Origin of the sequence: Synechococcus sp. UW140, from assembly GCF_900474295.1 — a bacterium.
GTDB lineage: Bacteria > Cyanobacteriota > Cyanobacteriia > PCC-6307 > Cyanobiaceae > Synechococcus_C.
This window is the reverse complement of record NZ_UCOB01000030.1, coordinates 1-25,918: the sequence shown is the minus strand read 5'-3', so window position 1 is coordinate 25,918 and position 25,918 is coordinate 1. Positions and strand designations below refer to the sequence as shown.

The following is a 25,918-nucleotide window of genomic DNA, read 5'->3' as shown; positions in this document are numbered from 1 at the left end:
GCAGCGGTCGCCTTCAGCTCTCGCACAAGACTAGAGATCGATTCTGCTGAAGACGATCAGCTGAGATCGGCGAGGCGTTTGCGGGCCAGATCAGCCTGAGCCTGCTTCTCCGCCAGGTTGGCCTGGCATTCCGCCACCACCTCCGCCGGTGCTTTATCGGCGAAGTTGGGATTCCCAAGCCGGCCAGCCAGGCCCTTGATTTCCTTTTCCGCCTTGGAGATGTCCTTCTCCAGGCGAGCCGTCAGCGCTTCCAGGTCCACCAGACCCTCAATCGGCAACAACACCTGCAGCTCACCGCTCACTCCAGCCAGAGCCTTCGCCACCGGTGATGCCTCCGACTCGTCTGGCGTCATCACCTGCACCGATTCCGCCCGGGTGAGGGCGCTGATGTCGGGCGTTCCCCGCTGCAGCATCGCTGCCAGATCGCCGCGGCCGCTGACGAAACGCACCGGAACAGCCTGCGACGGCTTCAGCCCGGCCACCGCCCGCAGGTTGCGCACCACTCGGATCGCCCCAATCAGTTCCGTGAACGAGGCCTCGAGGTCATCATCCAGCGCTGCATCATCCACAGCCGGCCAAGCCTGAAGTGCCAAGAACGTGGTCTGCGATGCCGCGGTGACGCTGTGCCAGAGCTCCTCGGTGAGATGCGGCATCAGCGGGTGCAGCATCAGATGCATCTGGCTGATCACCTTGGCGAGCACCTGCCGAGCCGTGCGCTGGTCGGCAAGCGCTTCGGCGCTGGGATTCTCACCAGGGTTGAGCCGCCGTTTACTCAGCTCCAAGTACCAGTCGCAGACATCGTTCCAAGCAAACTCATAGAGACCCTTGGCCGCTTCTCCGAGGCCATAGCTGCCGTAACGCTCAGCCGTTTCGCGGTTCACCCGCGCCAGCCGGGAAAGAATCCAGCGATCCGCCAGCTGCAGTGCGGCTGGGTCAGGATCCCCCAGTTGGGCCGGCGTCTCACCGCCAAGATTCATCAGCGCAAAACGGGTGGCGTTCCAAAGCTTGTTCGCGAAATTACGGGAGGCCTCCACCGTTGCGGAGGTGTCCTTCTTGCGGTCGTAGTCGACGCGAATGTCCTGGCCGGCGCCCGCCACCTCGCGAACGAGCGCAAAGCGCAGGGCATCGGTGCCATACCGCTCGATCAGCAGCAACGGATCGATACCGTTGCCGGCGCTCTTGCTCATTTTGCGGTTCTGCTCGTCCCGTACCAGGCCATGGATGTAGACATCCTTGAAGGGCATCTCACCGGTGAAGGCGCCGGCCATCATCGTCATCCGCGCCACCCAGAAAAAGATGATGTCGAAGCCCGTCACCAGGGTGCTGGTGGGATACCAGCGCTGGAGGTCGGCACTGTCGGCATCCGGCCAGCCCAACGTGGAAAACGGCCAAAGACCGCTGGAAAACCAGGTGTCGAGCACGTCCTCGTCCTGCTCAAGCTCCGCAGCCGCGCCGTACTTCGCTTTGGCCTTCTGCAAAGCCTCCACTTCGTTGCGCGCCACCACATAGGGCGTGCTGTCGGTGTACTTGCCGTTGGTCTCACTGATCACAAACCAAGCGGGAATGCGATGTCCCCACCACAGCTGGCGACTGATGCACCAGTCGCGGATGTCGGTGAGCCAGTCGCGATAGACCTTCTCCCAACGCTCAGGCATAAAACGGGGGTCCTGGTTCTCCAGCGCCTCTCGGCAGCGAGCCGCGAGGGGCTCGGTCTTCACAAACCACTGGGTGGAGAGCAGCGGCTCCACTGGCACCTTGCCGCGGTCTGAGTAGGGAACGCTGTGGCGATAGTCCTCCACCTTCACCAAAAGCCCCAGCTGCTCAAGTCCAGCCACCACAGCCTTGCGAGCCTCGAAACGGTCCAGTCCCTCGAACTGCCCGGCCTGCTGATTCATGGTGCCGTTCTTGCGCATCACCGTGATCTGAGGCAGACGATGGCGCTGACCAATCGCAAAATCGTTGGGGTCATGGGCGGGCGTCACCTTGACGCAGCCGGTTCCGAAGTCCTTCTCAACATGGTCGTCCGCCACGATCGGAATCTCCCGCCCCACGAACGGCAGCGTGAGGGTCTCACCGACCAAATGGGCATAACGATCGTCGGTGGGATTCACCGCCACCGCGGTATCACCAAGCATCGTCTCGGGCCGGGTGGTGGCCACCTCCAAATGGCCTTCACCGCTCGTTAATGGATAGCGGAAATGCCAGAGGTGACCATCCACCTCCTTCATCTCCACCTCAAGGTCACTCACCGCCGAACCAGAGGCGGGGCACCAGTTCACGAGGTATTCACCGCGGTAGATCAGTCCCTGATCATGCAGCCGCACAAAGGCCTCCTTCACGGCCTCGCTCAGCCCCTGATCGAGGGTGAAGCGTTGGCGTTGCCAGTCGACCGAATAACCAAGACGGCGTAACTGGCCCACAATCCGACCGCCGCTCTCAGCCTTCCACTCCCAGGCCCGCTCAAGGAACGCCTCCCGCCCCAAATCGTGACGGGTCTTGCCCTCCTCTTTGAGCTGTTTCTCAAGGATGGTCTGCACCGCAATCGAGGCATGGTCAGTACCCGGCAGACAGAGCACGTTCTTCCCAGCCAAACGCTGGTAACGCACGATCGTGTCGATCAGAGCCGTGTTGAAGGCATGGCCCATATGCAGGCTGCCGGTGACATTCGGCGGCGGAATCACCACCGAGAACGGTTCACCTGGCGCTTTTGGATCGGGGTGAAAAGCTCCCTGCTCCTCCCAGGCCTGCTGCCAGCGGGCCTCGGTGCCCACCGGGTCATAGGTCTTGGCCAGCTCGGACACGAAACGCGTGCATACACAGCCGCCCATGCTCGCAAAGCATCGCTAGGGCGCGAACCGCCACTGGCCAGACACTCAGCCCTTGGCTAGGCGACGGAGATAAGCCTCACGGGAACCGGCATTAATCCAACCGGTCGCGATCGTCTTGCTGAAGCTGGCGTTCACGCGGCCGCGGTGGATGTGGGATGGCCCCGCCGGAAAAATCACCAGCTTCCCCCGCTCCGCAGGCTCGTGATGGTCCTGCCAGTGAAATTCAGTGCCAGCCTCAGCAACCGTGTCGCAGTAGAGGATCCAGGCCAGCACACGATGCACCGGTTCGGTGGCTTCATCACTGATGGTCCAGTCGCAGTGCCACTGCTTGAAACCCTCCCCAGGGGCATAGCGCTGCAGATTGAAGATCGGCATCACGAACAGCTCCTGATCGGGGCAAACCGAACGGAACAACGGCCGCTCCTGCAGGTACCTGTCCAGCCCTGCCGTCACACCCCTGAGAATTACTTCCGAGAGAGCAAAGGCATCTGGATCGCTGCGATCGATCGCCACGAGGCTGATGTCAGTCGACACCTTGGCAGGTTCATCAGCACCGCCAGGGCCAAAGGCCACTCCAGGCCGCTGCAAATCACTGCGACGCTCAAAAAAGGCCATCACCCCATCGGCCACCGCCTCGAAGCCAGCGTTGCTGTAGCGCCCGATCAGCGTCATGCCCGAACCTCCTCAGCGTTGGATCCAGCAGCCAAGTGCTGCCACGGAATCGCCACCACACCGTCCAACTGCTGCCAGCGGCTGCGATCCGGCACCACCCGATCCAGCAGACCCACCCGCTCCAGGGCCCTGGCCACACGCTCAATCTCCAGCAGCGCCGGATCAGCCGCCACCTGGGGCAGCACCAGCACCTGCTGTTCAGCCGGATCCGCTAGCACTTGCAACTCCAGATCACCCAGATCTCGCTCGAAAAACACCCTGCGCAGCCGGCTGGTGAGCGGTGCACCGAGGGCACTGGCGAAATGCTCCAAGCTGTCGCGCTCCCCAGACAAGCCGCAATTCAGGGCCAGCCAGATCAACAACTTGGCCCAGCTGTCCACCGTCCAAAGAGGCGCAAAACTCTCACGGTGCTGGCGGATCAACTCAAGAACCGCGAAATCAAACAGCGTGGCCTGCAGCCGAACCGGTTCAGGCGGCGTGGGAGGAGACGTGCTCATCCCTCCATCCTGACGGAAAGAGCGAGACCAACCTGTGCGGACGAGGCTGCCTGTCGGCAATTCACAAGGCAAACTGTGGAGAGCTGAACGCATCCGATGACCCTGGATCTGAACGATCCCGAACTCGAGTTTTCGGATCTTGTCTACGCCTATCAGAGCTGGGTGATGGCGGTGATCAACGACGAAAAGCTCGACAGCGAGGACATCTTGCTGAGCGATGAGATCACAGAAGACGCACTGAACTCGATGCGCTTCCTGCCCGGTGAAGTCACCAGTGCGATCGAGACCAGCCTGGCCCGGGTCTACGACGTGGATGCCGACGAACTCGCGGCTCTGCTGTTCCCCGAAGACTGACTTCGCCCCGCAGTCGTCGGTCGCAACTGGCCAGACTGATTGGCGCTTGCGATCGACTGCATGGGCTGGGCTGCTGCCGATATCCCTGACCAGCAGGGCCGTATTGCCCTGATCACCGGGGCCAACAGTGGCCTGGGGTTGGAAACTGCACGGGCCTTGCAGCGCAAGGGAGCCACCGTGGTGATGGCCTGCCGCAACCTGCGCAAAGGAGAGGAAGCAAAACAGCAGCTCTTGCTGGACGACGGGGGTGGGGCCCTCGATCTAGTGGCGCTTGACCTGGCCGATCTCACCAGCGTCAGCCGCTGCGTGGAAACGATGCACAACCGCTACGGGCGCCTTGACCTTCTGATCAATAACGCCGGAGTGATGGCACCGCCGCGGATGCTCAGTCGTCAGGGCCTGGAACTGCAACTCGCCACCAACCACCTTGGGCCGATGGCCCTCACGATTGATCTACTGCCGCTGATGGAACAGCAACGGGATCCAAGGGTGGTCACCGTCAGCTCTGGTGCCCAGTATTTCGGCCAAATCGCCTGGGACGATCCAAACGGCGAGCAACGCTATGACCGATGGCAGGCCTACAGCCAGAGCAAACTGGCCAACGTGATGTTTGCCCTGGAGCTCGATCAACGGCTGCGGGCAGGCTCGAGCAACGTCAGTTCCTTGGCGGCGCACCCAGGGCTGGCCCGCACCAATCTCCAACCCACGTCGGTGGCGGCCAATGGCTCCTGGATCGAATCCCTGGCCTATCGATTGATGGATCCGCTCTTCCAGAGCGCAGCCATGGGAGCCCTACCCCAATTGCATGCCGCCACGGCGGCCTCCGCCCAAAGCGGTGAGCATTACGGTCCGGATGGGCTCGGTGGTTTCCGCGGCCATCCCAGCCGCCAGCCTGTGGCTGCGGCCGCCAGGGATACCGACCAGCGCAAACGTTTCTGGGAGCTCAGCGAATCCTTGATCCAGGCAGCAAAAGGCCCAGACAGGCCACACCGATCAACGGACCTGGCGGCAGGTTGAGCAACAGGGCGAGAGCAAAGCCAGCACCGCTGAGGGCCATCCCCACCAGAGAGGAGCGCAACATCGCTGCCCTCAGGCTGGTGACGCGATGCAGGCCAGGCAACACCGGCGCACAGAGCAGGGCAATCACCAAAACCACCCCCACCGCCGCCATGGCGCTGACCACCACCAGGGCAGTCACGAAGGCCAGCGCCAGACGAAGTCCGCGGACAGGCAGGCCCACGGCAGCGGCCCCATCGGGATCAACACCGAGGTAAACCAGGCTGCGGTAGGAGCAGACCACCAACAGCAACAGTGAGGCAGCCGCAATCAGCGTGCGCAACAGATCGCTGCTGCCCACGGCCAGAAGATCACCGAACAAAACAGCCTCGAGATCAAGGCGCAGATTCAGCAGGGGGATCAACAACACCCCCAAGCCGAGGAAACCGGCGAGCACAGTGTTGATGACAGCTTCGTGGCTGCGACCATCGCGCCGCTGCAATCGCTCTGCAACAAGAGCACCGAGCACTCCGCTGAGCACACCCCCGAGGGCCGGATCAAGACCAAGGGCCAAGGCGACCGCCAACCCAGGCAGCACAGCATGGGAAATCAGATTGCTCTGCAGCAATCGGCGCTGAGTCACCAGCAACGTTCCGGTGGCCGGGCAGAGCAGCCCCACCATCAACGCCATCAGCAACGGCAGGAACCACCAAGGCATCGCGTCAACCACAGGCGTGATTCCCCATATCCGTGAGTGCCGTGAGCGCACCCCGCACCTGAGCCGGAGTGCCGTCTGCCAGCAGGCGGCGATCAAGCACAAGCACGCGGTCGTACACATCCAGGGCCTCGCCCCAGTCGTGACTGCTCACGAGCAGGCTGTATCCCGCATCGGCAAGCTGACGCATCAAACGCAGCAACTGCTGACGAGCCGGGGGGTCAATCGCAGCACAGGGTTCATCGAGCAGAAGGACGCGGGCGGGCTGCATCAGGGCACGGGCCAACAGGGTGCGCTGCTGTTGGCCGCCAGACAGGGCATCGAGACGTCGACCTGCCAAGGCCTCCAAGCCAACACGTTGCAGCGCTGCATCAACATCACAGCAAATGCTGCGGGGAGCCTGCACCTGACCCAGTGCCACCATCTCCCACACCGTGATTGGAAAACCCCAGTCGATCCGACCCCGCTGAGGCATGAGAGCCACCCGGGGCCGGCAGCGGAGGATCGGCTGCTCGCCAAGCCAGACGCTGCCAGCCGTGGGCATGAGCTGACCCTGAAGCAAATGCAGCAGAGTCGACTTGCCAGCACCATTGGCACCCACAAGTGCCGTGAGGCTGCCGGGAACCAAGGTGAGGCTCACATGATCGAGCGCCTGTTTGCCTTCATAGGCGAAGCAGAGGTCTTGGGCCCGGAGATGGTCAGCCTCAAGAGCGACAGAACGAGCGGCTGGCAACTGCATCAGAGCAGGCCTCTTTGGCGTGGTCTCGCCCATTCTGACGAGTTGAAGTGGGCGATACTGGGATCGAACCAGTGACAATCTCCTTGTAAGGGAGGTGCTCTACCGCTGAGCTAATCGCCCGTTGTGATCATTTTGCCTGAGCGCCGTGGCCAAAGGCCGTGACCATGACCGTGCCACTGGCCTGGCCTGGATTCCATTCGGGTTGGTGGTCATGCCCGTTCTTGGGATTCCGGCTGGATGCATCGCTGGACTGTGCTTCCTGATCGGAGGCTTGTGGTTATCACCAGACCTGGACACTCGCTCCAAACCCCTGCATCGATGGGGGCCGCTCAGGCTGATCTGGTGGCCCTACCGCCGCCTCATTCCCCATCGGTCCCTGTTCTCCCATGGGCCGTTCATCGGTATGAGCTTGAGATTGCTGTGGCTTGTCGCTGTTGGACTCCTGGCCTGGCTGGTGCTGCGCAGCATCCCTGGGCTGGGGGTCCCAGACCTCAACACCCTCAGCGCAACTGTGCAGCAGCTAGTCCAGCAGCAGCCACGCTCAGTGATTGCAGCCGTCCTGGGGCTGGAAGCCAGTGTCTGGCTCCATCTCCTGCTCGATGGCGACCCCCTGCCGATGGAGTGGCACCGGCATCGCCGCCAGAGCAAGCGGCGATGAGAAGGTGACGGCAAGCGTCCCGTGCTCCACCGTCATGGCCGACAACACCTCAGCCATTCCCAACCAGCCTGATCCGTTGCGGAAACTGGAAGCGGTCGTGGCCCGTTTGCGCGATCCCGATCGCGGCTGCCCCTGGGATCTCGAGCAAACCCACCAGTCACTGGTGCCCTACGTGCTGGAAGAAGCCCATGAAGTGGCTGACGCAATCCGCCACGGCGATGATGCCGATCTCAGGGAGGAACTGGGCGACCTGCTGCTGCAGGTGGTGCTGCATGCCCGCATCGCCGATGAGAACAACCGCTTCAATCTGAATGGGGTGGCCGACGCCATCAGCGACAAACTGATTCGCCGGCACCCCCATGTGTTCGGCAATGCAGAAGCCAGCAACAGCGAAGCGGTGCGGCGCATCTGGGAAACGGTCAAAACGGCAGAACAGGCGGATCGAGCTGATCTGCAGGAGTCATCACCAAGTCCGTTAAGCGATCTACTGGCGCGCAAGGTGCGGGGACAACCGGCTCTGGGCGCAGCCATGACCATCTCCAAAAAAGCCGCCAAAGCCGGCTTCGAATGGGACGACATGGCCGGAGTCTGGGAGAAAGTGCAGGAAGAGCTCGATGAACTGAAGGAAGCAGTCGCCTCGGGCAACAACAACCATGCCCAAGACGAACTGGGAGATGTGCTCTTCACCCTGGTAAATGTGGCGCGCTGGTGCGGCCTTGATCCCGAAACAGGCCTGGCTGGCACCAACCACAGATTCCTTGACCGTTTCTCTCGGGTGGAAGCGGCCCTAGGAGGCAACCTGCAGGGCCAAAGCATCAAGCAATTGGAGGAACTCTGGCAACAAGCCAAAGCCGACATCAAAGCTGAGACAACAATCTCGAATTGAAGCAACAGTGGCCTAGCGCAGCACCACTCTCAGAACCTCGATCCACCGCTCGGCCGCGAGCCTGCGCTGAACGCTGCGTCCTGCTCAGATATGACCATCCATGGAGCCCTCTGTGGTGCCCCAAAGCTCACGTTTCGTGGCATCAGCCTTACGAATGCACTCTTGAGCCTCGGAGCGGGAGCGACAGTTGCGCGCTCTCTCTTCGAGAGACATCAGGCCAACCAGACGTCCAAGCGTGTGCCGTGGCATTGCTGTCGTGGAGTCCATCAGAGCCTCCTCATCTCTTGTCTTGATTCAACGTTAACTCTGGCTTAACCAAGTGGCCATAGGCAGTCAAAACATGAGACTGCAAGTGGATCAACAGACCGCGGCGGTAGTTCGGTTTAAAGCTTGAAAACTCGCAAATCAATCAGTTTTTGAGCTAAAATGGATCACAAAGCAGATATTAGGGTCATAAACTCACATCATGCTCGATGCTGAGGGAATCCCAAGAACGAAATACAAGGGATTGCAGAATATGCCACACTAACCCAGCAAAGAGGAGCACATCTGATTATTGACGAGCCCATTGGTTCGTCAATACAACACGATCGCAATGCTCGTTGACACCAGCAAGCAACGGCCTGACAGCAACGACTGAGCGAGCCGATGGTCTTCAGCATCAATGAATAAACCAACCATTTCCATGAATAGATCGATGGATCAACGCTTGAAAGGCATGACAACAAAGCACTATGCCAAGCAGATTTGACCCAGCCATCAAGCAAAAACGACAGCTTGATCAAAACGTCAGAAATCAATAGTAATGACGCATTTGATGGAAGATGTGCAATCTTCCAGAAACAAAAAATCTTTTAGCTGCCAAAGCCCTTGGTCGAGGGAGAACTTTTTTTCTTGCTTGTCTTCGGGGCAGTTGTTTTTCTATCTGATACAGAAGATTGATCTTTGAAGAACTGCCCATCAAGCCATACGGTGACAATATAAACAACAATGAGAACCGGAATAAGAACCAGCCATTGATTTTCAAATTGATAAGGCAGATGTTGGATTCCAAAGATGGCCAGGTATCCAGTGATCAGGGTGAAGACAAAACGACGGATAGTTGCTGGATTCAACATGAGATCGCATGTGACCTTATTTTATCGATTCGGCAACCTTTTTGAGCTAATAAGAAGAGGATATCAATCATTATTCATCAGCCCCAGGAAGATACCTCCAAAGGGCCAATCCTTCTCAAAGCACCAGCTTTCTGAACTCAAAAGAGCTGCAAAAGCTTCGTCACATGCTGAAAACCTGAGCATATTCAAAAGCATTGAGGGCTGGTTCAATCTGTGCGTTCCATTCGATCAAGACACAAGAAGAGCCGAAATAATCCTCAATATTCACAATAAAGAGACACCTTCAACCTTCCCCCTCCACGAGGTCCAAGGTTGAAGGATCAGACAAAGATTGACTGTTTTCAGAAAACTCCAGGGCTAGACAGATCTGATTCAAGCAATCAACAAGGCGATCAAAGCTGACATCAAGAAGATATAGATCGTTGCTCTATACAACTCTGTTTTGCTGATCGAAGACCTGCTTGTGTATTCAGTCATCAAAAGAGTAGCGAGACTGTCTGCCTTTCTTGATTTCACCACGTTTTTTCTTGGCGTCAACCCTTTTGCGCTTAGAACTACGAGTTGGACGTGTTTCTTTACGCTGAGGTGGTGGTGGCTTGATCGCCTCCCTAATCAAATCTGCCAAACGCTTCAAGGCAATCTGACGGTTCTGAAATTGAGATCTCTCTTCAGAGACACAGATTCGCAAGTAACCATCAACAATCCTTGAACAATGGAATTTCAACAATCTCTGCTTTCGGTATGGTCCTAATGCCTCTGATTCAGAGACATTCCAAGACAATTCAACCGCAGTTTCAACTTTATTCACATTTTGCCCTCCTGCACCAGACGAACGGAAGAATTTCCAAGACATCTCAGACCGCGGAATGCTGAGCCTTGGATTAACAACCAGATCCGAATTAAGCATTCAATACTATTTGTGGGCTTTTGCCTTACTTACAGGCTTAGGGATCAATGCATTGATAATTTCGGCATAAACAAAGACAAAATTTCTTATCGCCGAGAGAAGCAGATAAAAAAGCTTTCCGATGACCTTAAAAGTGGCAAGCATGGTCTCCATCAAGAGTTTCATTTCTCAAGCCACCCGCCTAACTGACTCAACACCGAAAAGCTGGATTTGCCTCTTGATCGTGGCCAGACGAAACGAGTAGACATTTTGTTTCGTGCACAAATCACACTGACATGCAAACGGCAGGGAGAGCTCTCTATCCGGCTCGCCATTAAAAGGAAGCGCAACCATGGTTCAGACCTTCTCCATGAGCTGACTTTTCAGAGCTTTGACTTGTTGGTCTAATTCAAGATTTGTTTTTTTGAGCTGAAGGCAGCGACTCCTGAGCTGACTGATCGACTGTTTAGAAATCACCTGCTCAAACTGAGAAAGCAGGTCATCAATCCCAATCACAGATGGCTTGGAAAGCTTTGCCTTCCATCCGGTCAACTGCTTGACATCAGCCTCTGTTACCCGTTCACCAGCGAGCAACTTGCCTTCGACAACCTTCTTGGTCTTGTCATCTGCATTCGCCACACGCGAAAGCGTTCTGATGCCAATTAAGTTGAAAGCATCTGCATCTAAATCAGTTGTACTGAGCCACTTTTCCCATGAGTTTGCCAGGTCCTGAATCTCCTTAGCGCTGAAAGGGACTAGGCCCGATTTCTTGAATTGCGTCCATTCACGCGGATTTGACTTTGACTTGCCGCGCAGAGTCTCCTTTAACTCAAAGAGATACTTACCGCAAACCGCCAGATAGGCGCCAGTTGCCTGACGCAACTCAAAAACAGTCTCCTTCATCGTCTCCATCTGAAAATCAGAGAGACGCGATGTTTCAACACCAGACTTAGCAAAGTCGACCGAAATGTCGGTGACCTGCTCAAGTCGCTGGACAAGGGGCATGGGCGACTGCGCCAGATAGAGGCCTTCTAGCGCAGTCATTAGCCTGCAGCCAGTAGAGGACTGGACGAATCGTCCAATAGAGCCAAGGGCTTTGTCCTGCAGATCCATGCAATATCAGCCTATTCAGCTCCTCCTTCTGAATCAGAGCGCAATCAGGCTCGGTATACAGCTCTTTCCGATGAGCAGGCCTGGACTTGCCTAGAAGGGATTTGAAATTCGCCTCAACCAAATCAAGACGCGAAACGACCAAGGGGTCTCTACCTGCCACGCAAGCTTTGATGCTCCAGCCTTCTAGAAGAAGAGGCCTTCCTCAATGGAGTGGCCACCAAAGGATCCATCCCCAAAAGCATGCACACTAAGGCGGTAAAGAGGCAAAGATTGAAACAAACAGCCTGAATAAGTTGAATTTTTGATTGTTCTTGAGGATCCAGTTTGATCTGATTCATCGGCTTGAGCGCTAACGTTTCAGCCACTAATCGCGCAAAAACAACCCTTTAAGCCTTTAATCAGGCCTCAACTCTCTTTATATCGCCACAATCGTTGTGATGCATGACGTCAACGTATGCAAGTGTTGTCCCAGCTGCAGCCCACAAGGGGAGGCCTGATCCCTCATCAGCCTGTTGTGTCCGCAACGGAGCAACCGTATCGACAGGCAAGGAGGGGGAGACAGCAGCATGTAGGAGCCAACACCACCAACTCGCATCAATCGACACAGTCAAAGGGAGCCACTACCGGTAGTGTGGGGGTATTCCAAGCAGGCTACAGCTGGTGCTCAAGATCCTTGTTCTGGTGGTCGTCAGCCTGCAGACCTGGGCCATCTATGAGGCCAAGCAGGCGGCAGCCGAAATCGAGATGACCCATGAAGGCGTGAAACGCCAGATCACCCCGGGATGGTGATACCTCGAGGACTCCGATGGTCCTCATGATCGAAGCAAATTCGTTCTCAAAGCCCCAAACTTGCCGTCCCCACCGGATAAACCATCAGGGATTCGGAAATCAATCACATCCCAGACAGGCCGATTGAGATAAGTGCCAAGCAGCTGAGCATCCTCTCGAATCGCCGCCAGCGATCCGTGGTCTGTCACGTTCAAGCGGCTGCCATCGCGACAAACCAAGTTGAGTTCGTAGCTGTAATAGGAATTCTTATTGCCCCGCACATATTCACGAATCAACTGAATCGCATGAACGTCCTTGAGGTTGTGAACGGTTGTTCCCTGGATGAACTGACTTGAGAACTGGTCAAAACAACATTCCTTGCTGCGCATCCTCCAGATCAGAAACGCCCCGATCGCCATGAACAAGAGCGGGAACAGCAAAGACATCAAGAACGCGCCACCGTCCACACCACCGGTAGCAACTTGGCCAATCGCAGAGATCAACCAGACTGGGCCAACTGCAAGGAACGCTGCAGAAAAGAGGTAAGCGCTGAACGTGGTCTTGAAGCTGAGACTGGAACTCGTGAGGCTTTTCGTTCGCCTGGCCCGATGCGTGCAGAAATTCGTTCCTCCACCCACAAGCGGAGTCCACGCCACCGTCCAGGCCACGTCATCGTTGAAATCGCTGAGATCCAGCATCTCCCGCTTGTCCTGAAACACCGACAGCAGGCTCTGAATCCATCCCATCAGCCAACCTCTGCAACATCCACCGCCATGCTGCACCAGCCCAACAGGAATCAGGCGGCATTGGCAGGCGGCATTGTGGCGGCAGGAGCCGACGCTGCTCTTAGCTAAAGACAGCAATCGCAAGACTCAACCAGTCATGACCACTGCATCCCAGTTCGAAGGGGGCTGGATCGATGAACACCACGATGGGGTGCGCTACGGCCTCAAAGCGAAGCGACTGGTGGAGGAGACCAGCCCTTTCCAGCGGATCACGCTGATCGAGAGCGAGCGCTACGGCAAGGGGCTACTTCTGGACGGCTGCTGGATGACAGCCGAACGTCAGGAACGGCACTACCACGAATCACTGGTGCATCCGGCCTTGTGCTCGGCTGCCTCAATCGAACGGGTGCTGGTGATCGGCGGTGGTGATGGTGGCACCGCTCGGGAATGTCTGCGTCATCCCAATGTGAAGCACCTCGACATGGTGGAAATCGACGGCCGGGTGGTGGAACTGAGCCAACAACACCTGCCAAGCATCGGCGGAGGCTGCTGGACGGATCCGCGCTTCCATCTGCATGTGGGCGACGGCATCGCCTGGGCCGCTGAGGCCGCTGCCGCGTCCTATGACGTGGTGCTGGTGGATGGCTCCGACCCCGTGGGACCAGCTGAGGGCCTGTTCAACCGCGCCTTCTTCAGCCACTGCAAACGGATTCTGAAGACGGGTGGTGTGTTCGCCACTCAGAGTGAATCGCCAGAGGCCTTCCGCCGCGTGCACATCGACACGGTGAAACTGATCCGAGACCTGTTCGGCCACGCCGATCCGCTCTACGGCTGGGTGCCCATGTATCCCAGCGGATGGTGGAGCTGGACCTTTGCAGCCACCGATGGCCCGCGCTACCGCCACCCACTACCGGAACGGGCCGCTGCCGTGGCTGGTGGTTGTGAAATCTGGAGTCCACGCTGGCAGAACGGCGGTTTCGACGCCGTACCCGCCTTCGTGGAAAGGGAGCTCCAATCATGAGCGACAAGCTTCAATCGATGGATCTCAACCAGCTGTTTGACCGCGATGGCGCCATCTATATGGGCGCGCGTCGCGATCCGCAGGGCTGCCGCATCGGCCTGTTCGGTGTGCCGTACGACGGCACCACCTCATTCAGGCCCGGCACCCGCTTCGGCCCAGCAGCAGTGAGGGAGGTGAGCAATGGCCTCGAGACCTACTGCCCGCAACTGCAGACAGACCTGGAGGATCTGGCCTATGTCGACCTCGGCGCCGTCGACATTCCCTTCGGCGCCCCGGAACCGGTGGTGAAGGCCGTGCAAAAGGCAACAAGCACAGTGCTCGATCTAGGCCTCAAGCCACTGATGCTGGGTGGCGAACACTCCATCAGCAGCGGCGCCGTGGCCGCCGTCGCCCAGCGCCATCCGCAACTCGTGCTGCTGCAACTGGATGCCCATGCCGATCTGCGCGACAGCTGGCTGGGGGCACGCCACAGCCATGCCTGTGCGATGCGGCGCTGTCTGGACGTGCTCCCCAGTGGCCAGCTGCTGCAACTCGCCATCCGCAGCGGCACCCGCGAGGAATTCCAAGAGCTGGAACAGAGCCAACGCCGCATCAATCACCAACCCGACCAATCCGGCAGCCTGCTGGCGGCCACGATGCGTTCAGCCCTAGAGCCCCATCGCGGCAAGCCGCTCTATCTCACGATGGATCTCGACTGGTTTGATCCCGCGATCATGCCCGGCACTGGCACCCCCGAACCCGGTGGCTTCCATTGGCACCACTTCGCCGCGCTGATTGACGTGCTCCGAGAGCATCAGCTGGCGGGCGCGGATGTGGTGGAGTTGGCTCCCCAGCTGGACCCCTCAGGCATCAGTAGCGTGCTGGCCAGCAAGGTCACCCGCAGCCTGCTGATGCTGCTCAACAACTGATCAATTCAGTGATCAGTAGTAGTGACGAGCCTGGAGGCGCTGCTCCCGCAACCGGCTGTGCTGACGCTCCAGCAAGGCCAACACGATGGTGGGGTGCCGCAGAATTAGCTCGATAAACCGAGCCCTGGGCAAGCGCACGACGGCCAAAGGCGTCAGTGCCAATGCATCGCAGCGATGGGTCAAACGCGCGCCTGAAAGATCCTCGTAGCTGAAAATTTCACCAGGCCCATAGCGCATCTTGCCGGGTTCACCGGCAGCACTGAGCTCCACCATGCCGCGCTGCACCGCATAGATCGAATCTGAGGGTTCGCCCGCACAAAACACCCGCGCTCCGGTGGGGTAGGTGAGCTGATCGGCTTCCTGCTGATCAGCGAACAACTCAACCGGCGTTGGCAGTGAACTGGTAGAGAGCAAAAAAGACGGCGACTTTCACTAGACCGAATAATTCTTACGCAACCAAACAAAAAAACCACGTGTCGGACACAACACGTCCGCAACGCTTGAGGAGTTTTTAATCCACAACAACCTGGCGGCTGGTGGGCTCAAGCGAGCGGCATGGAGCGCTCCTCAAGCTCCAACTGCAGACCTGTAGGAGGCAACACCTGCTCATGCTCTTGCAACTGCGGCAACGAAGGAGGCCGAGCCGTCCAGTGATGACACCAGGCCACACGCGCTAGTTCGGCATGCACCGGCAGCCGTCTCAGCCGGCACCATCCCACGACGGGCCCACTGGCGCCACTGGTCGACGCCGTGCAGTGATGGCAGCTGTGACAGCAGGCCTCGGACAACACCGCAAGGGGAGAGGGACGCTCACAGTAAGGACGCTTTCAAAAGCGAACCACGCTTCAGCTCGAATCTGCGGCTTTGCTTCCATTTCCCTGCCCCGAACCTTCCAGCCAGAGTCCATAGGATTCGGCCCATCTCTGCAGCGCCCCGTGACCGACCTCCAGCGCACCCCTCTTCACGACCTCTGCCGCGAAGCAGGAGGTCGCATGGTGCCCTTCGCGGGATGGGACATGGCCGTGCAGTTCTCTGGGCTGATCAGCGAACACGCGGCCGTGCGCCACAACGTGGGGATGTTCGACATCTCGCATATGGGCGTGGTGCGGCTTGAAGGTGCCAACCCCAAAGATGCTCTGCAAAAACTGGTGCCTACCGATCTGCATCGCATCGGACCCGGCCAGGCTTGCTACACGGTTCTGCTCAATCAGACCGGGGGCATCCTCGATGATCTGATCATCTATGACATGGGTGACAGCACCCTGCTGGCCGTGATCAATGCTGCCTGCGCCGAGAGCGATCGGGCCTGGCTGGAACAGCAGCTGAGCGTAAGCGGCATCACCATCACCGATGCCAAAGGCGATGGCGTGCTGTTGGCCCTGCAAGGCCCAAGCGCCCAGTCCGTGCTCGAACAACTCAGCGGCTCCAGCCTGGCGGAGTTGCCCCGATTCGGACAGCGGATGCTGACCCTGCCCGATCTACAGACCGATGTGCTGGTAGCCCGCACCGGCTACACCGGCGAAGACGGCTTCGAACTGCTGCTGCCTTGTGAGGCAGGGCGTCAGCTCTGGAACCGACTGCTAAAGGAAGGCGTCACACCCTGCGGCCTCGGCGCCCGAGACAGCCTGCGGCTGGAAGCAGCCATGCACCTTTACGGTCAAGACATGGACACCACCACCAGCCCCCTGGAGGCGGGGCTGGGATGGCTGGTGCACCTAGAAAATCCGGTGGACTTCATCGGCCGTGAGGCCCTCGAGCGAGAGGTTGAGCAAGGCAGCACCCGCCGGCTGGTGGGCCTGCGCCTGGAGGGCCGGGCCATTCCCCGCCACGACTACCCGATTTTCGATGGCGAGCAACGTGTGGGCCAGGTGAGTAGCGGAGGCTGGTCGCCCACCCTGGAGGCCGGAATCGGCCTCGGCTACGTGCCACGGGCTCTCGCCAAACCGGGCACAGAGCTAGCCGTGGAGATCCGCGGCAAACGCCATCCCGCCACGGTGGTCAAACGGCCGTTTTATCGACGCCCGGCCTGAAAGGAATTGCCAGGCAGGTCCTGTGGGAAACTCGCTTCTCATTCCCTCCCGACAGCTTCCATGCGCAGCAACGGATGCGGCGACCTGCGCAAGCAGCAAATCGATGAGCAGGTGCAGCTCTGCGGCTGGGTGGATCGGCGACGTGACCACGGTGGAGTGATCTTCATCGACCTGCGCGATCGCAGCGGCACTGTGCAGATCACCGTGGACCCCGACTTGGGTGCTGACGCCTTTGCCGTGGCGGAGCACCTGCGCAGCGAGACCGTGCTGCAGGTGAAGGGCAAGGTGCGGGCCCGACCAGACGAATCTCTGAACGAACGACTCGCCACTGGAGCGGTGGAAGTGCTGGCCAGCAGCATCACTGTGCTCAACGGCGTGAAGGGCAATCTGCCATTTCCCATCTCGATCCACGACGAGGAGAACACGCGCGAGGAGCTGAGGCTGCGCCACCGCTATTTGGATCTGCGCCGCAAGCGCATGAACGACAATCTGCGCCTGCGCGCCCAAACGATCCAGACCGCGCGCCGCTTCCTGGAGGACGAGGGCTTCATCGAGGTGGAGACTCCCGTGCTCACCCGGTCCACCCCTGAAGGCGCCCGCGATTACATCCTCCCCAGCCGCGTCTGCGGTGGTGAATGGTTCGCGTTGCCCCAGTCTCCCCAGCTGTTCAAACAGCTGCTGATGGTGGGAGGCATCGAGAAGTACTACCAGGTGGCACGCTGCTTCCGCGACGAAGACCTGCGTGCAGACCGCCAGCCGGAATTCACCCAGCTGGACATGGAGATGAGCTTCATGGATCAAGAGCAGATCCTGGATCTCAATGAGCGACTGATCTGCACCATCTGGAAGACCGCGAAGGGGGTCGATTTGCCACGCCCCTTCCCCCGCATGACCTGGCACGACGCCATGGAGCGCTACGGCACCGACCGTCCCGACACGCGTTATGGCATGGAGCTCACCAACGTGAGCGACATCGTCAAGGAGATGGGCTTCAAAGTGTTCAGCGGTGCCGTTAAGGCCGGTGGATCGGTGAAATGCATCGCCGTGCCGGGAGGCAATGACGCCGTTTCAAATGTGCGCATCAAGCCCGGAGGGGATGTGTTCAGCGAGGCCCAGCAGGCGGGTGCCGGTGGCCTGGCCTTCATCCGCGTCCGCGACGGTGGCGAGATCGACACCATCGGCGCCATCAAAGACAACCTCAGCGAGGAACAGACCCGGGAGCTGCTCGGCCGCACCGGCGCCGAACCCGGCACCCTGCTGCTCTTCGGTGCTGGCGACACCGCCACCGTGAACAAAGCCCTCGATCGGGTGCGCCAATACCTCGCCCGAGAGCTGGGAATGGTCAAGGCCGACCAAGAGAACGACCAATGGAATTTCCTCTGGGTGGTCGATTTCCCGATGTTCGAGTTCAACAGCGACGAAAACCGCTACGAAGCGCTGCACCATCCTTTCTGTGCCCCCAACATCGCCGATCTGGGCACCGATGAGGCGCTGTGGGCCGACACCCTGCCAAAGGCAAGGGCCCAGGCTTACGACCTGGTACTGAATGGCCTTGAGCTCGGGGGCGGCTCCCTGCGTATTCACGACTCCTCCCTGCAACGCCAGGTCCTGCAAACCGTGGGCCTACCCCTGGAGGAAGCCGAAGAACAATTCGGCTTCCTAATCGAAGCGCTCGACATGGGGGCCCCGCCGCATGGCGGCCTGGCCTTCGGGCTCGACCGCATGGTGATGCTTCTGGCCGGGGAGGAATCGATCCGCGACACGATCGCCTTCCCCAAAACCCAGCAGGCACGCTGTCTGATGACTGCCGCTCCCGCCAAAGTGGCGGACCAACAGCTGGCGGACCTGCATGTGGCCAGCACCTGGGTTGCTCCCAACGCGGACGATGACGCCTAAGAGGACGGTCAGCGAACCGGAATAGATTCCGTTCATTCCGAACCGCTGCAGCCGGATCGCTGAACCCTGAGGGCAGTTCATGGGGTGCCCTTTGGCCACCGGTTCGCGATCGACGGGTCCATCCCGCGTCCGCACTGGCAGCGGCAACGACCTCCTGCGCCTGTATCTGCAGGACATCGGAAGGGTTGACCTGCTTACCAATGAGGAAGAGGTGCTCCTGGCGCGTCAGGTGCGACACCGAGAAACCCTGCTGAAGGAAGAACGAGCTCTTGCTAGTGAGTACCCCCCGGTACAACGGCTGCTTGAGCTGGAAGAACTGCAGCAACGGGAAGCCAATCACGTCTGCCACTGGCCAACCAAACAGGAATGGGCCAAAGCCGCAGGCCTCACGCCGGAAGAACTGACCACAGTGCTGCGAGAGGGCTATGGCATCTGGTCAGACCACAGCGAACTCGAAAGCCGCGAGCTGCAGAAGCGCCTGCGTGAAGGACGCCGGGCTCGCGACCGGATGATCCAGGCCAACCTGCGCCTGGTGGTGACGGTGGCCAAGAAGTATCAGCAGCGAGGCCTGGAACTGCTGGACCTGGTGCAGGAAGGCACGCTGGGGCTTGAACGAGCGGTGGAGAAATTCGACCCCACCCGCGGCTTCCGCTTCAGCACCTACGCCTACTGGTGGATTCGCCAGGGCATCACACGCGCCATCGCCACCCAGAGCCGAACGATCCGACTGCCGGTGCACGTCACCGAGAAGCTCAACCGCATCAAGAAGGTGCAGCAGGAAATCGCCGCCAATGAAGGACGGATCGCCTCGATGAGCGACCTGGCCCGCGAACTGGGCCTCAGTGAAGAAACCGTGCGCCTAACACTGATGCGGGTGCCGCGTTCGGTGTCGCTAGAGACCCGAGTGGGCAAGGACCAAGACACCCAGCTGGGGGATCTGCTGGAAGACGGCCATGCCACCCCCGAGCAGCAACTGACGCGGGACTCCCTGCACAACGACCTTGAGGAACTGTTGGAAGAACTGACCGCCCGGGAGGCGGAGGTGATCCGGCGCCGCTTCGGGCTGGAAGACGACACTCCTCGCACCCTGGCGGAGATCGGCGAAGGCATGGCCCTCTCGCGCGAACGGGTGCGCCAGATCGAAACCCGGGCGCTACTCAAGCTGCGCCAGCCTCAGCGCCGCATCAAGGTGCGTGAATACATCCTTGGCCTGGAGTCCTGAGCGGAACCTGAGCCAACACCCGGACGCTGAGCGCCGTGGCTAGACCGTGGTCATGTGCCCTGAGCTGCAGCAATGACCACGTCCCCTGGGATCGACATCGGTATTCCCACAGCACAGCGCGAAGAGATTGCCGACGGACTGGCGCGGCTTCTGGCTGACACCTACGTGCTCTACGGCAAGACCCATGGTTTCCACTGGAACGTGACCGGACCGATGTTCAACACGCTCCATCTGATGTTCATGGAGCAATACACCGAACTGTGGAACGCCCTGGATGTGATCGCCGAACGGATCCGTGCTCTCGGCGTGGTAGCCCCCCACGGCGGCAGCACATTGGCCAAACTGGCCTCGATTGAAGAAGCCCAGCAGCAGCCTGCAGCCCTGGCCATGGTGCAGGAATTAATGAGCGGCCATGAAGCGGTCGCACGAACGGCACGGAGCCTCTTTCCTCTCGTCGATGCCGCCGGCGACGAACCGAGTGCTGATCTGCTCACCCAACGGCTCCAGATCCACGAGAAAACCGCCTGGATGCTGCGCAGCCTGCTGGAGAGCTAATCCGAGCGTCGCAGTGACTGCGGATCAAACCGACTGCGAATCAAACCGGCTGAAATCTCAGCAGACAAGTAAGGCCCTCGCTCATTGGAAGGCACTCGGTACATTGAAGAAACGCCCAGGGAGTTATGGCCAAATTCGTCTTCGTCACCGGTGGAGTGGTTTCCAGCATCGGGAAGGGGATTGTGGCCGCCAGCCTCGGCCGGCTGCTCAAGGCCCGGGGGTACAGCGTCTCGATCCTGAAGCTCGATCCCTATCTGAATGTGGATCCGGGCACGATGAGCCCCTTCCAACACGGTGAAGTGTTCGTCACCGAAGACGGCGCCGAAACCGACCTCGACCTAGGCCATTACGAACGCTTCACCGACACGGCCATGTCACGCCTCAACAGCGTGACCACGGGATCGATCTATCAGTCGGTGATCAACAAAGAGCGCCGTGGTGATTACAACGGCGGCACGGTGCAGGTGATCCCCCACATCACCGGAGAAATCCGGGATCGTATCCACCGAGTGGCCGCGAACAGCAACGCCGATGTGGTGATCACCGAGATCGGCGGCACCGTGGGTGACATCGAGTCGCTTCCCTTCCTGGAGGCCATCCGTGAATTCCGCGGTGATGTAGGCCGCCACGACCTGGCCTACATCCACGTCACCCTGCTGCCATACATCGGCACCTCCGGAGAGCTCAAAACCAAGCCGACCCAGCACTCGGTCAAGGAGCTGCGCTCCATCGGCATCCAACCAGACCTGCTGGTGTGCCGCAGCGACCGAGACATCAATGACGATCTCAAGCGCAAAATCGGAGGCTTCTGTGGCGTCACGCAACGGGCGGTGATTCCGTCTCTGGATGCCGACAGCATCTATGCCGTTCCGCTCACCCTCGAAGCAGAAGGCCTCTGCCGTGAAGTGCTGGATGTGCTGCAGCTCCAGGATCATGAGAGCGACATGACCGGCTGGGCCCAGCTGGTGCACAAACTGCGTAATCCCGGTCCCACCGTGAAGGTGGCCCTGGTGGGCAAATACGTGCAGCTCAACGATGCCTACCTCTCGGTGGTGGAGGCGCTGCGGCACGCCTGCCTGGCACAAGATGCCTCGCTTGATTTGCACTGGGTGTGTGCGGAGCAAATCGAAACCGATGGCGCCGATTCACTGCTTAAGGGCATGGATGCGGTGGTGGTGCCAGGAGGCTTCGGCAACCGCGGCGTCGATGGCAAGGTGGCCGCGATCCGCTGGGCGCGCGAGCAGCGGGTGCCCTTCCTGGGCCTTTGCTTGGGCATGCAAACAGCTGTAATCGAGTGGGCTCGCAACCAGGCCGGCCTCAGCGGTGCCTCCAGCGCTGAGCTCGATGCGGACAGCCCACATCCAGTCATCCACCTTCTACCCGAACAGCAAGACGTGGTGGACCTCGGTGGCACCATGCGCCTGGGGGTCTACCCCTGCCGGATCGCCGAGGGATCGATGGCGGAACGGCTCTACGCCGATGAAGTGGTGTATGAACGCCACCGCCATCGCTACGAGTTCAACAACGCCTACCGCAACCTCTTCCTTGAATCCGGATACCGCATTAGCGGCACATCACCGGACGGTCGCCTGGTGGAGCTGATCGAACTACCAGGCCATCCCTTCTTCACGGCCTGCCAGTACCACCCGGAATTCCTCTCCAGACCAGGCAGGCCCCATCCCCTGTTCCGCGGCCTGATCGAAGCGGCGCAACAACGGTTGCCCAGCAGCCCTAGCGAAGCGATACGTCAGCAGCAGAAAAACCAAGCGCAACGCAACGTCGGCCCATGAGCCACCACCTGCCGGTGGTGGAAACCTTCCACTCGCTCCAAGGGGAGGGGTTGCATGCCGGTAGGAGCGCCTTCTTTATCCGCCTCGCCGGCTGCTCGGTGGGCTGCAGCTGGTGCGATACCAAACACTCCTGGCCGATGGAGTCGCACCCCCAACAGAGCGTGGCAACGCTAGCGGCGGCTGCCGCCGCGGCTGAACAAGCCGGAGCAGCCTTCGTGGTGATCACCGGCGGCGAGCCCCTGCACCACAACCTCGATTCCCTCACCCAAGCGATCCGAGCCGCCTGCACCCTGCCAGTACACATCGAAACCAGCGGCGTGGATCCGATCAGCGGCTCACCCGACTGGATCACCCTCTCGCCCAAACGGCATCAACCACCTCGTGCCGATCTGCTCGCCGCTTGCGATGAACTGAAGGTGGTGGTGCATGAATCCAACGATCTACTCTTTGCCGATGTGGCCGCCGCCCAGGCCCCCCAGGCCAGCTGGTTGGTGCAGCCGGGCTGGCAGAGCCAGGAAGGACAGCAATTGGCGATCCGCTATGCCCAGAGCCATGCGCACTGGCGCCTCAGCCTTCAGAGCCACAAGTGGCTGAAAGTGCGCTGAAAGCTTGCCTTGTGGCATCTGCATGAGATGTGGAAGCTCCCAACAGCCAGGCCAATCAAAGCCAGCTCTGCAAACTCAGCAAAGACTCAGAGTCATCTCCCCCGAATGGGGGATGCCACTACAAGGCAGGAAGGAAGACAGTAAATGCAAGCAAAGCATTCAAGATGACCAAAAACTACGGAAAATCCAAACAAGCAAGCAGAAACGGAAAATCAGCAATCTGCATCTTTGTCAAACCAGAAGCCAAACAGAGCATTATTGCTGCCTTGGCGGAGGGTGGCTATGGCATCAGCTTCCAAGAAGGCATAACGAACTTGATCAATGAATTGCTTTCTAGGCATCACAAATCTCCAATTACTTAGAGAACAGGGAGAAAACATCATTCCATGCATGCTCAGCATGCTTAGCCATCAAAGCCAAAATAGCTGAAAATATGTATAAATAAGCTCACTTAAGGCATAGGGTCTTTTCAGGCAAATCTCACCCAGGCGCTCTGCCCTGACTAAAGATGTCTAAAAAGACAATTTCTGGCAACACGACGACAATATCTGACTATAAAAGTCGCAACAGCGGAGGGACTTATTATTTGAAAGCACAGCGGTAAATAGTTCCATCAGGATTGAGACAGAAAGACTGATTATTAATTCAACTGCAGACGCAAATGAGGGCAGTAGTAAGATTTATACGGCTGATGCGAATGGGGTCAAATCCGGTGAACTTACGTTTAGAGGAAGCGATCTTGAGCTAAATGTTTCAGCAATCGGCGAAATAGCATATGCCTATGGCCTAAGCAATTCTAAACTTTGACTAACATCCGATCGAGGCTCTCAGTCTCACATAAACGTAGACACCAATGTCAGAGGATATGATCCTTCCTGGGGGCTATATTACTCAGAACTGATCTCAGGCAATGGTAGCGATCTGATTCATCTTGAAGTAATAGCTCAAACCGCTCAAGGTGGTTCTTACAGAAATAATATTCATGGGCTTCTTCAGGCTACTGGGCTCGAAGGCAGCTCTGTTGATTCCGGAAATGGCGACGATATAATTAAAATTATATCGTCAACCAATGAAATCCGTGGATGGAATATGGTAGAGAATGCGCTGGGTCTGGTTTCCTCATCTGTAGACACTGGAGCAGGCAATGACCAGATTTCGATTTCTGTCAGCGGGAGTACTCAGAGCCTTGCATTAAGCAACAGCACTGTTTCCCTAGGAGAAGGCGATGATCAGATATCAATGAATGGTAGCTTCGCTGGTAGCACAATTAATGGTGGCGAAGGTCATGACGCTCTAAGCATCATTAGTGCCTATCAAGGTACGTATACTTTTGAGGAAAGAAGCAATAGTGATATTTATATGTCGGGCGCAGGCAACGACCTTCTGCTTCGCAATGTGGAGGAAATTCACTTTAGAGATGGCACATATTTACTCAACATCGAACCTGGCATATCAGTAGAAGGTCATGACTTTGAGATCGGTGAAGACGGCGATAAAGCGACCTTCACTTATAGGCTCGACAGTCAACCCGTTGATCCTGTATCCATCGAGTTTGTTATCTCTGATGATTCAGAGGCTTCACTGAGTCACTCCTCATTCACCTTTACTTCAGACAACTGGAATCAAGCGCAAACATTAACGGTTACGGGCCTCAGTGATCGAGAAGTCGATGGCGATCAGCCAGTTGTCCTCACCCACAAAGTTGTCAGTGATGACCTTGATTATGGTCCTAGGTCCGATGGCACAGGTGGAGTCACGATTGCAAATCAAGTGCTCACCAATCTTGATGCTGATGAGCATGTCACCCTCTACGGAGATAGCAGAGGACCAAAAAATGATCGCCTAACAGCTGGCGATGGAAATGACCGTATTTACGGACTTCATGGTCGTGACATCTTGACCGCTGGATATGGCAGCGACAGGCTTTATGGCGGTTACGACGATGATCAGCTGTACGGCGGTGCGGGCAATGATCGCCTCTATGGAGAAGCCGATGATGACCGCCTGTATGGCGGTGATGGTGATGACATTCTCAACGGAGGAACTGGCGCTGATTACATGAGTGGTGGCGCTGGCAACGACACTTATTACATTGATGATTCAGGTGATGTCATTGATGATCGAGGTCTATCAACAGACATCGATACTGTCGTTCTCGTTGGCGCAAATATCTACACCCTGGGCTCAGCGGTTGAGTCGGCAACGGGTAATGATTCCAATAACACTCTTACCGGCAATGACAATGCCAACACTCTTGATGGTGGAAATGGCAATGACAATCTCACTGGTGGCGGTGGTGATGATGTCCTGATCGGTGGCAGCGGTAATGACACTCTCTATTCAGAAGATGGCGATGACAGAGTTGATGGTGGTGCAGGCAATGACTTGATCATTGGCGGCAGTGGTCTTGGTGATGACATCTATAACGGTGGCTCCGGCACCGACACTCTCAAGTACACCTCAGCCACAGCAGGCATCACCGTTGATCTGCTTAAAGGAAGAGCCACTTCAACATCGAGAGGTGATAAAGCCAAGATCGGTACTGACAAGATCAGCAGTGTTGAAAACCTGATCGCTGGCTACCACTCAGATCGCCTTACCGGCACCAACGGCAGCAACAGCATTCAGGCTCTTTCGGGTAATGACTGGATCTATGGCGCTGCTGGCAATGACACCATCAACGGCGGTTCAGGTCGTGACACCGCTCAGTTCTCATCACGCTCCAACCGCATCAATCTGGGCACCACACGCTGGCAAAACACTCGCGACGGCAGAGATCGACTGATCTCCATCGAAAACGTCAATGCAGGCTCCGGCAATGACATCGTCACCGGCAACAAAGGAGCCAACACCCTTAATGGTCAAAACGGCAATGACCGGCTCTACGGCTATCTCGGCAATGACACCATCAATGGTGGTTCAGGACGCGATACCGC

At 58.2% G+C, this 25,918-nt stretch carries 25 protein-coding genes, 1 tRNA gene and 1 pseudogene; 15 read left to right on the top strand and 12 right to left on the bottom strand.

Features of this window, described 5'->3' with window-relative positions; translation table 11 throughout:
- Positions 1-56 precede the first annotated feature (56 nt).
- The 3 genes from DXY10_RS12475 to DXY10_RS12465 form a co-directional block, all read right to left on the bottom strand.
- Positions 57-2,801: a valine--tRNA ligase gene (locus DXY10_RS12475; RefSeq protein ID WP_115019774.1), complete on the bottom strand. Its 2,745-nt coding sequence runs from the start codon at positions 2,799-2,801 to the stop codon at positions 57-59.
- 72 nt (positions 2,802-2,873) lie between these two features.
- Positions 2,874-3,500 (bottom strand): 2OG-Fe(II) oxygenase, encoded by a 627-nt coding sequence (locus DXY10_RS12470; RefSeq protein WP_115019773.1) that lies wholly within the window; start codon positions 3,498-3,500, stop codon positions 2,874-2,876.
- A complete protein-coding gene (locus DXY10_RS12465; RefSeq protein ID WP_115019822.1) occupies positions 3,497-3,997 on the bottom strand; it encodes a protein phosphatase in 501 nt (166 codons plus the stop codon). The genes DXY10_RS12470 and DXY10_RS12465 overlap by 4 nt, the downstream gene beginning before the upstream one ends.
- Before the next feature lie 96 nt (positions 3,998-4,093).
- On the opposite strand from DXY10_RS12465, the gene DXY10_RS12460 reads away from it, so the two are divergent.
- Entirely contained in the window at positions 4,094-4,351 is a 258-nt protein-coding gene (locus DXY10_RS12460; RefSeq protein WP_115019772.1) for a hypothetical protein, read from the top strand.
- A 60-nt stretch (positions 4,352-4,411) separates the two neighbouring features.
- Positions 4,412-5,368, top strand: coding sequence for an oxidoreductase (locus tag DXY10_RS12455; protein WP_115019771.1), 957 nt, complete (start codon positions 4,412-4,414; stop codon positions 5,366-5,368).
- Here the strand turns inward: DXY10_RS12455 and DXY10_RS12450 are convergent.
- The 3 genes from DXY10_RS12450 to DXY10_RS12440 form a co-directional block, all read right to left on the bottom strand.
- On the bottom strand, positions 5,295-6,065 hold the full coding sequence (locus DXY10_RS12450) for a metal ABC transporter permease (protein WP_115019821.1): 771 nt from the start codon (positions 6,063-6,065) through the stop codon (positions 5,295-5,297). The two genes, DXY10_RS12455 and DXY10_RS12450, sit on opposite strands and share 74 nt — an antisense overlap.
- Before the next feature lie 4 nt (positions 6,066-6,069).
- Entirely contained in the window at positions 6,070-6,795 is a 726-nt protein-coding gene (locus tag DXY10_RS12445) for a metal ABC transporter ATP-binding protein (protein ID WP_244282303.1), read from the bottom strand.
- Between the two features lie 54 nt (positions 6,796-6,849).
- A tRNA-Val gene (locus DXY10_RS12440) sits at positions 6,850-6,921 on the bottom strand.
- Between the two features lie 25 nt (positions 6,922-6,946).
- On the opposite strand from DXY10_RS12440, the gene DXY10_RS12435 reads away from it, so the two are divergent.
- Both DXY10_RS12435 and mazG read left to right on the top strand, forming a co-directional pair.
- Complete coding sequence (locus DXY10_RS12435) at positions 6,947-7,459, top strand: metal-binding protein (RefSeq protein ID WP_115019769.1); 513 nt, start codon at positions 6,947-6,949, stop codon at positions 7,457-7,459.
- Between the two features lie 34 nt (positions 7,460-7,493).
- Positions 7,494-8,345, top strand: coding sequence for a nucleoside triphosphate pyrophosphohydrolase (mazG, locus tag DXY10_RS12430; protein WP_115019768.1), 852 nt, complete (start codon positions 7,494-7,496; stop codon positions 8,343-8,345).
- Positions 8,346-9,199: 854 nt separating this feature from the next.
- On the opposite strand, the gene DXY10_RS12425 is transcribed toward mazG, so the two are convergent.
- From DXY10_RS12425 to DXY10_RS12415, 3 genes are all read right to left on the bottom strand, one after another.
- Positions 9,200-9,463 carry a hypothetical protein gene (locus tag DXY10_RS12425; RefSeq protein ID WP_115019767.1) on the bottom strand — a complete coding sequence of 88 codons (264 nt, stop codon included), beginning with the start codon at positions 9,461-9,463 and terminating at the stop codon, positions 9,200-9,202.
- Positions 9,464-9,932: 469 nt separating this feature from the next.
- The gene (gene arfB / locus DXY10_RS12420; protein WP_115019766.1) at positions 9,933-10,370 is read right to left on the bottom strand and encodes an alternative ribosome rescue aminoacyl-tRNA hydrolase ArfB; all 438 of its coding nucleotides are present in this window, start codon (positions 10,368-10,370) and stop codon (positions 9,933-9,935) included.
- Between the two features lie 336 nt (positions 10,371-10,706).
- Positions 10,707-11,462, bottom strand: a complete 756-nt coding sequence (locus DXY10_RS12415) for a hypothetical protein (RefSeq protein ID WP_115019765.1) — start codon at positions 11,460-11,462, stop codon at positions 10,707-10,709.
- A gap of 660 nt (positions 11,463-12,122) precedes the next feature.
- On the opposite strand from DXY10_RS12415, the gene DXY10_RS15035 reads away from it, so the two are divergent.
- Positions 12,123-12,251, top strand: a complete 129-nt coding sequence (locus tag DXY10_RS15035) for a hypothetical protein (protein ID WP_256359484.1) — start codon at positions 12,123-12,125, stop codon at positions 12,249-12,251.
- A gap of 23 nt (positions 12,252-12,274) precedes the next feature.
- On the opposite strand, the gene DXY10_RS12410 is transcribed toward DXY10_RS15035, so the two are convergent.
- Positions 12,275-13,099, bottom strand: a complete 825-nt coding sequence (locus DXY10_RS12410) for a hypothetical protein (protein ID WP_244282301.1) — start codon at positions 13,097-13,099, stop codon at positions 12,275-12,277.
- A 13-nt stretch (positions 13,100-13,112) separates the two neighbouring features.
- Here DXY10_RS12410 and speE point away from each other — a divergent pair, with 13 nt between their 5' ends.
- Both speE and speB read left to right on the top strand, forming a co-directional pair.
- A complete protein-coding gene (speE, locus tag DXY10_RS12405; protein WP_115019764.1) occupies positions 13,113-13,976 on the top strand; it encodes a polyamine aminopropyltransferase in 864 nt (287 codons plus the stop codon).
- Positions 13,973-14,884, top strand: a complete 912-nt coding sequence (speB, locus tag DXY10_RS12400) for an agmatinase (RefSeq protein WP_244282300.1) — start codon at positions 13,973-13,975, stop codon at positions 14,882-14,884. The genes speE and speB overlap by 4 nt, the downstream gene beginning before the upstream one ends.
- Before the next feature lie 12 nt (positions 14,885-14,896).
- Here the strand turns inward: speB and DXY10_RS12395 are convergent, their stop codons facing one another.
- Together DXY10_RS12395 and DXY10_RS12390 are read right to left on the bottom strand one after the other, a co-directional pair.
- Entirely contained in the window at positions 14,897-15,262 is a 366-nt protein-coding gene (locus tag DXY10_RS12395; protein ID WP_244282299.1) for a cyclic nucleotide-binding domain-containing protein, read from the bottom strand.
- Positions 15,263-15,426: 164 nt separating this feature from the next.
- Entirely contained in the window at positions 15,427-15,675 is a 249-nt protein-coding gene (locus DXY10_RS12390) for a hypothetical protein (protein WP_115019763.1), read from the bottom strand.
- A 144-nt stretch (positions 15,676-15,819) separates the two neighbouring features.
- On the opposite strand from DXY10_RS12390, the gene gcvT reads away from it, so the two are divergent.
- From gcvT to DXY10_RS12345, 8 genes and pseudogenes are all read left to right on the top strand, one after another.
- The gene (gcvT, locus tag DXY10_RS12385) at positions 15,820-16,914 is read left to right on the top strand and encodes a glycine cleavage system aminomethyltransferase GcvT (protein WP_115019762.1); all 1,095 of its coding nucleotides are present in this window, start codon (positions 15,820-15,822) and stop codon (positions 16,912-16,914) included.
- Positions 16,915-16,974: 60 nt separating this feature from the next.
- Positions 16,975-18,810, top strand: coding sequence for an aspartate--tRNA ligase (aspS, locus tag DXY10_RS12380; RefSeq protein WP_115019761.1), 1,836 nt, complete (start codon positions 16,975-16,977; stop codon positions 18,808-18,810).
- 79 nt (positions 18,811-18,889) lie between these two features.
- Positions 18,890-20,032: an RNA polymerase sigma factor, RpoD/SigA family gene (locus DXY10_RS12375; RefSeq protein WP_371411158.1), complete on the top strand. Its 1,143-nt coding sequence runs from the start codon at positions 18,890-18,892 to the stop codon at positions 20,030-20,032.
- 72 nt (positions 20,033-20,104) lie between these two features.
- Positions 20,105-20,587: a Dps family protein gene (locus tag DXY10_RS12370; protein ID WP_115019759.1), complete on the top strand. Its 483-nt coding sequence runs from the start codon at positions 20,105-20,107 to the stop codon at positions 20,585-20,587.
- A 125-nt stretch (positions 20,588-20,712) separates the two neighbouring features.
- Positions 20,713-22,377, top strand: coding sequence for a CTP synthase (locus tag DXY10_RS12365; RefSeq protein WP_115019758.1), 1,665 nt, complete (start codon positions 20,713-20,715; stop codon positions 22,375-22,377).
- On the top strand, positions 22,374-22,982 hold the full coding sequence (locus DXY10_RS12360; protein ID WP_115019757.1) for a 7-carboxy-7-deazaguanine synthase QueE: 609 nt from the start codon (positions 22,374-22,376) through the stop codon (positions 22,980-22,982). The genes DXY10_RS12365 and DXY10_RS12360 overlap by 4 nt, the downstream gene beginning before the upstream one ends.
- 29 nt (positions 22,983-23,011) lie before the next feature.
- Positions 23,012-23,344 (top strand): hypothetical protein, encoded by a 333-nt coding sequence (locus DXY10_RS14325; protein WP_136989206.1) that lies wholly within the window; start codon positions 23,012-23,014, stop codon positions 23,342-23,344.
- Between the two features lie 727 nt (positions 23,345-24,071).
- Positions 24,072-25,918: pseudogene (locus tag DXY10_RS12345) on the top strand (calcium-binding protein); the annotation flags it as partial.

Coding starts and splice junctions, on each gene's coding strand:
- speE (WP_115019764.1), top strand. CDS start 13,113: ATGACCACTGCATCCCAGTTCGAAGGGGGCTGGATCGATGAACACCAC.
- arfB (WP_115019766.1), bottom strand. CDS start 10,370: ATGCTTAATTCGGATCTGGTTGTTAATCCAAGGCTCAGCATTCCGCGG.
- DXY10_RS12360 (WP_115019757.1), top strand. CDS start 22,374: ATGAGCCACCACCTGCCGGTGGTGGAAACCTTCCACTCGCTCCAAGGG.
- DXY10_RS12370 (WP_115019759.1), top strand. CDS start 20,105: ATGACCACGTCCCCTGGGATCGACATCGGTATTCCCACAGCACAGCGC.
- DXY10_RS12375 (WP_371411158.1), top strand. CDS start 18,890: ATGGGGTGCCCTTTGGCCACCGGTTCGCGATCGACGGGTCCATCCCGC.
- DXY10_RS12425 (WP_115019767.1), bottom strand. CDS start 9,463: ATGTTGAATCCAGCAACTATCCGTCGTTTTGTCTTCACCCTGATCACT.
- DXY10_RS12450 (WP_115019821.1), bottom strand. CDS start 6,065: ATGCCTTGGTGGTTCCTGCCGTTGCTGATGGCGTTGATGGTGGGGCTG.
- DXY10_RS12460 (WP_115019772.1), top strand. CDS start 4,094: ATGACCCTGGATCTGAACGATCCCGAACTCGAGTTTTCGGATCTTGTC.
- speB (WP_244282300.1), top strand. CDS start 13,973: ATGAGCGACAAGCTTCAATCGATGGATCTCAACCAGCTGTTTGACCGC.
- DXY10_RS12415 (WP_115019765.1), bottom strand. CDS start 11,462: ATGGATCTGCAGGACAAAGCCCTTGGCTCTATTGGACGATTCGTCCAG.
- DXY10_RS12470 (WP_115019773.1), bottom strand. CDS start 3,500: ATGACGCTGATCGGGCGCTACAGCAACGCTGGCTTCGAGGCGGTGGCC.
- DXY10_RS12365 (WP_115019758.1), top strand. CDS start 20,713: ATGGCCAAATTCGTCTTCGTCACCGGTGGAGTGGTTTCCAGCATCGGG.
- DXY10_RS12465 (WP_115019822.1), bottom strand. CDS start 3,997: ATGAGCACGTCTCCTCCCACGCCGCCTGAACCGGTTCGGCTGCAGGCC.
- DXY10_RS12455 (WP_115019771.1), top strand. CDS start 4,412: ATGGGCTGGGCTGCTGCCGATATCCCTGACCAGCAGGGCCGTATTGCC.
- aspS (WP_115019761.1), top strand. CDS start 16,975: ATGCGCAGCAACGGATGCGGCGACCTGCGCAAGCAGCAAATCGATGAG.
- mazG (WP_115019768.1), top strand. CDS start 7,494: ATGGCCGACAACACCTCAGCCATTCCCAACCAGCCTGATCCGTTGCGG.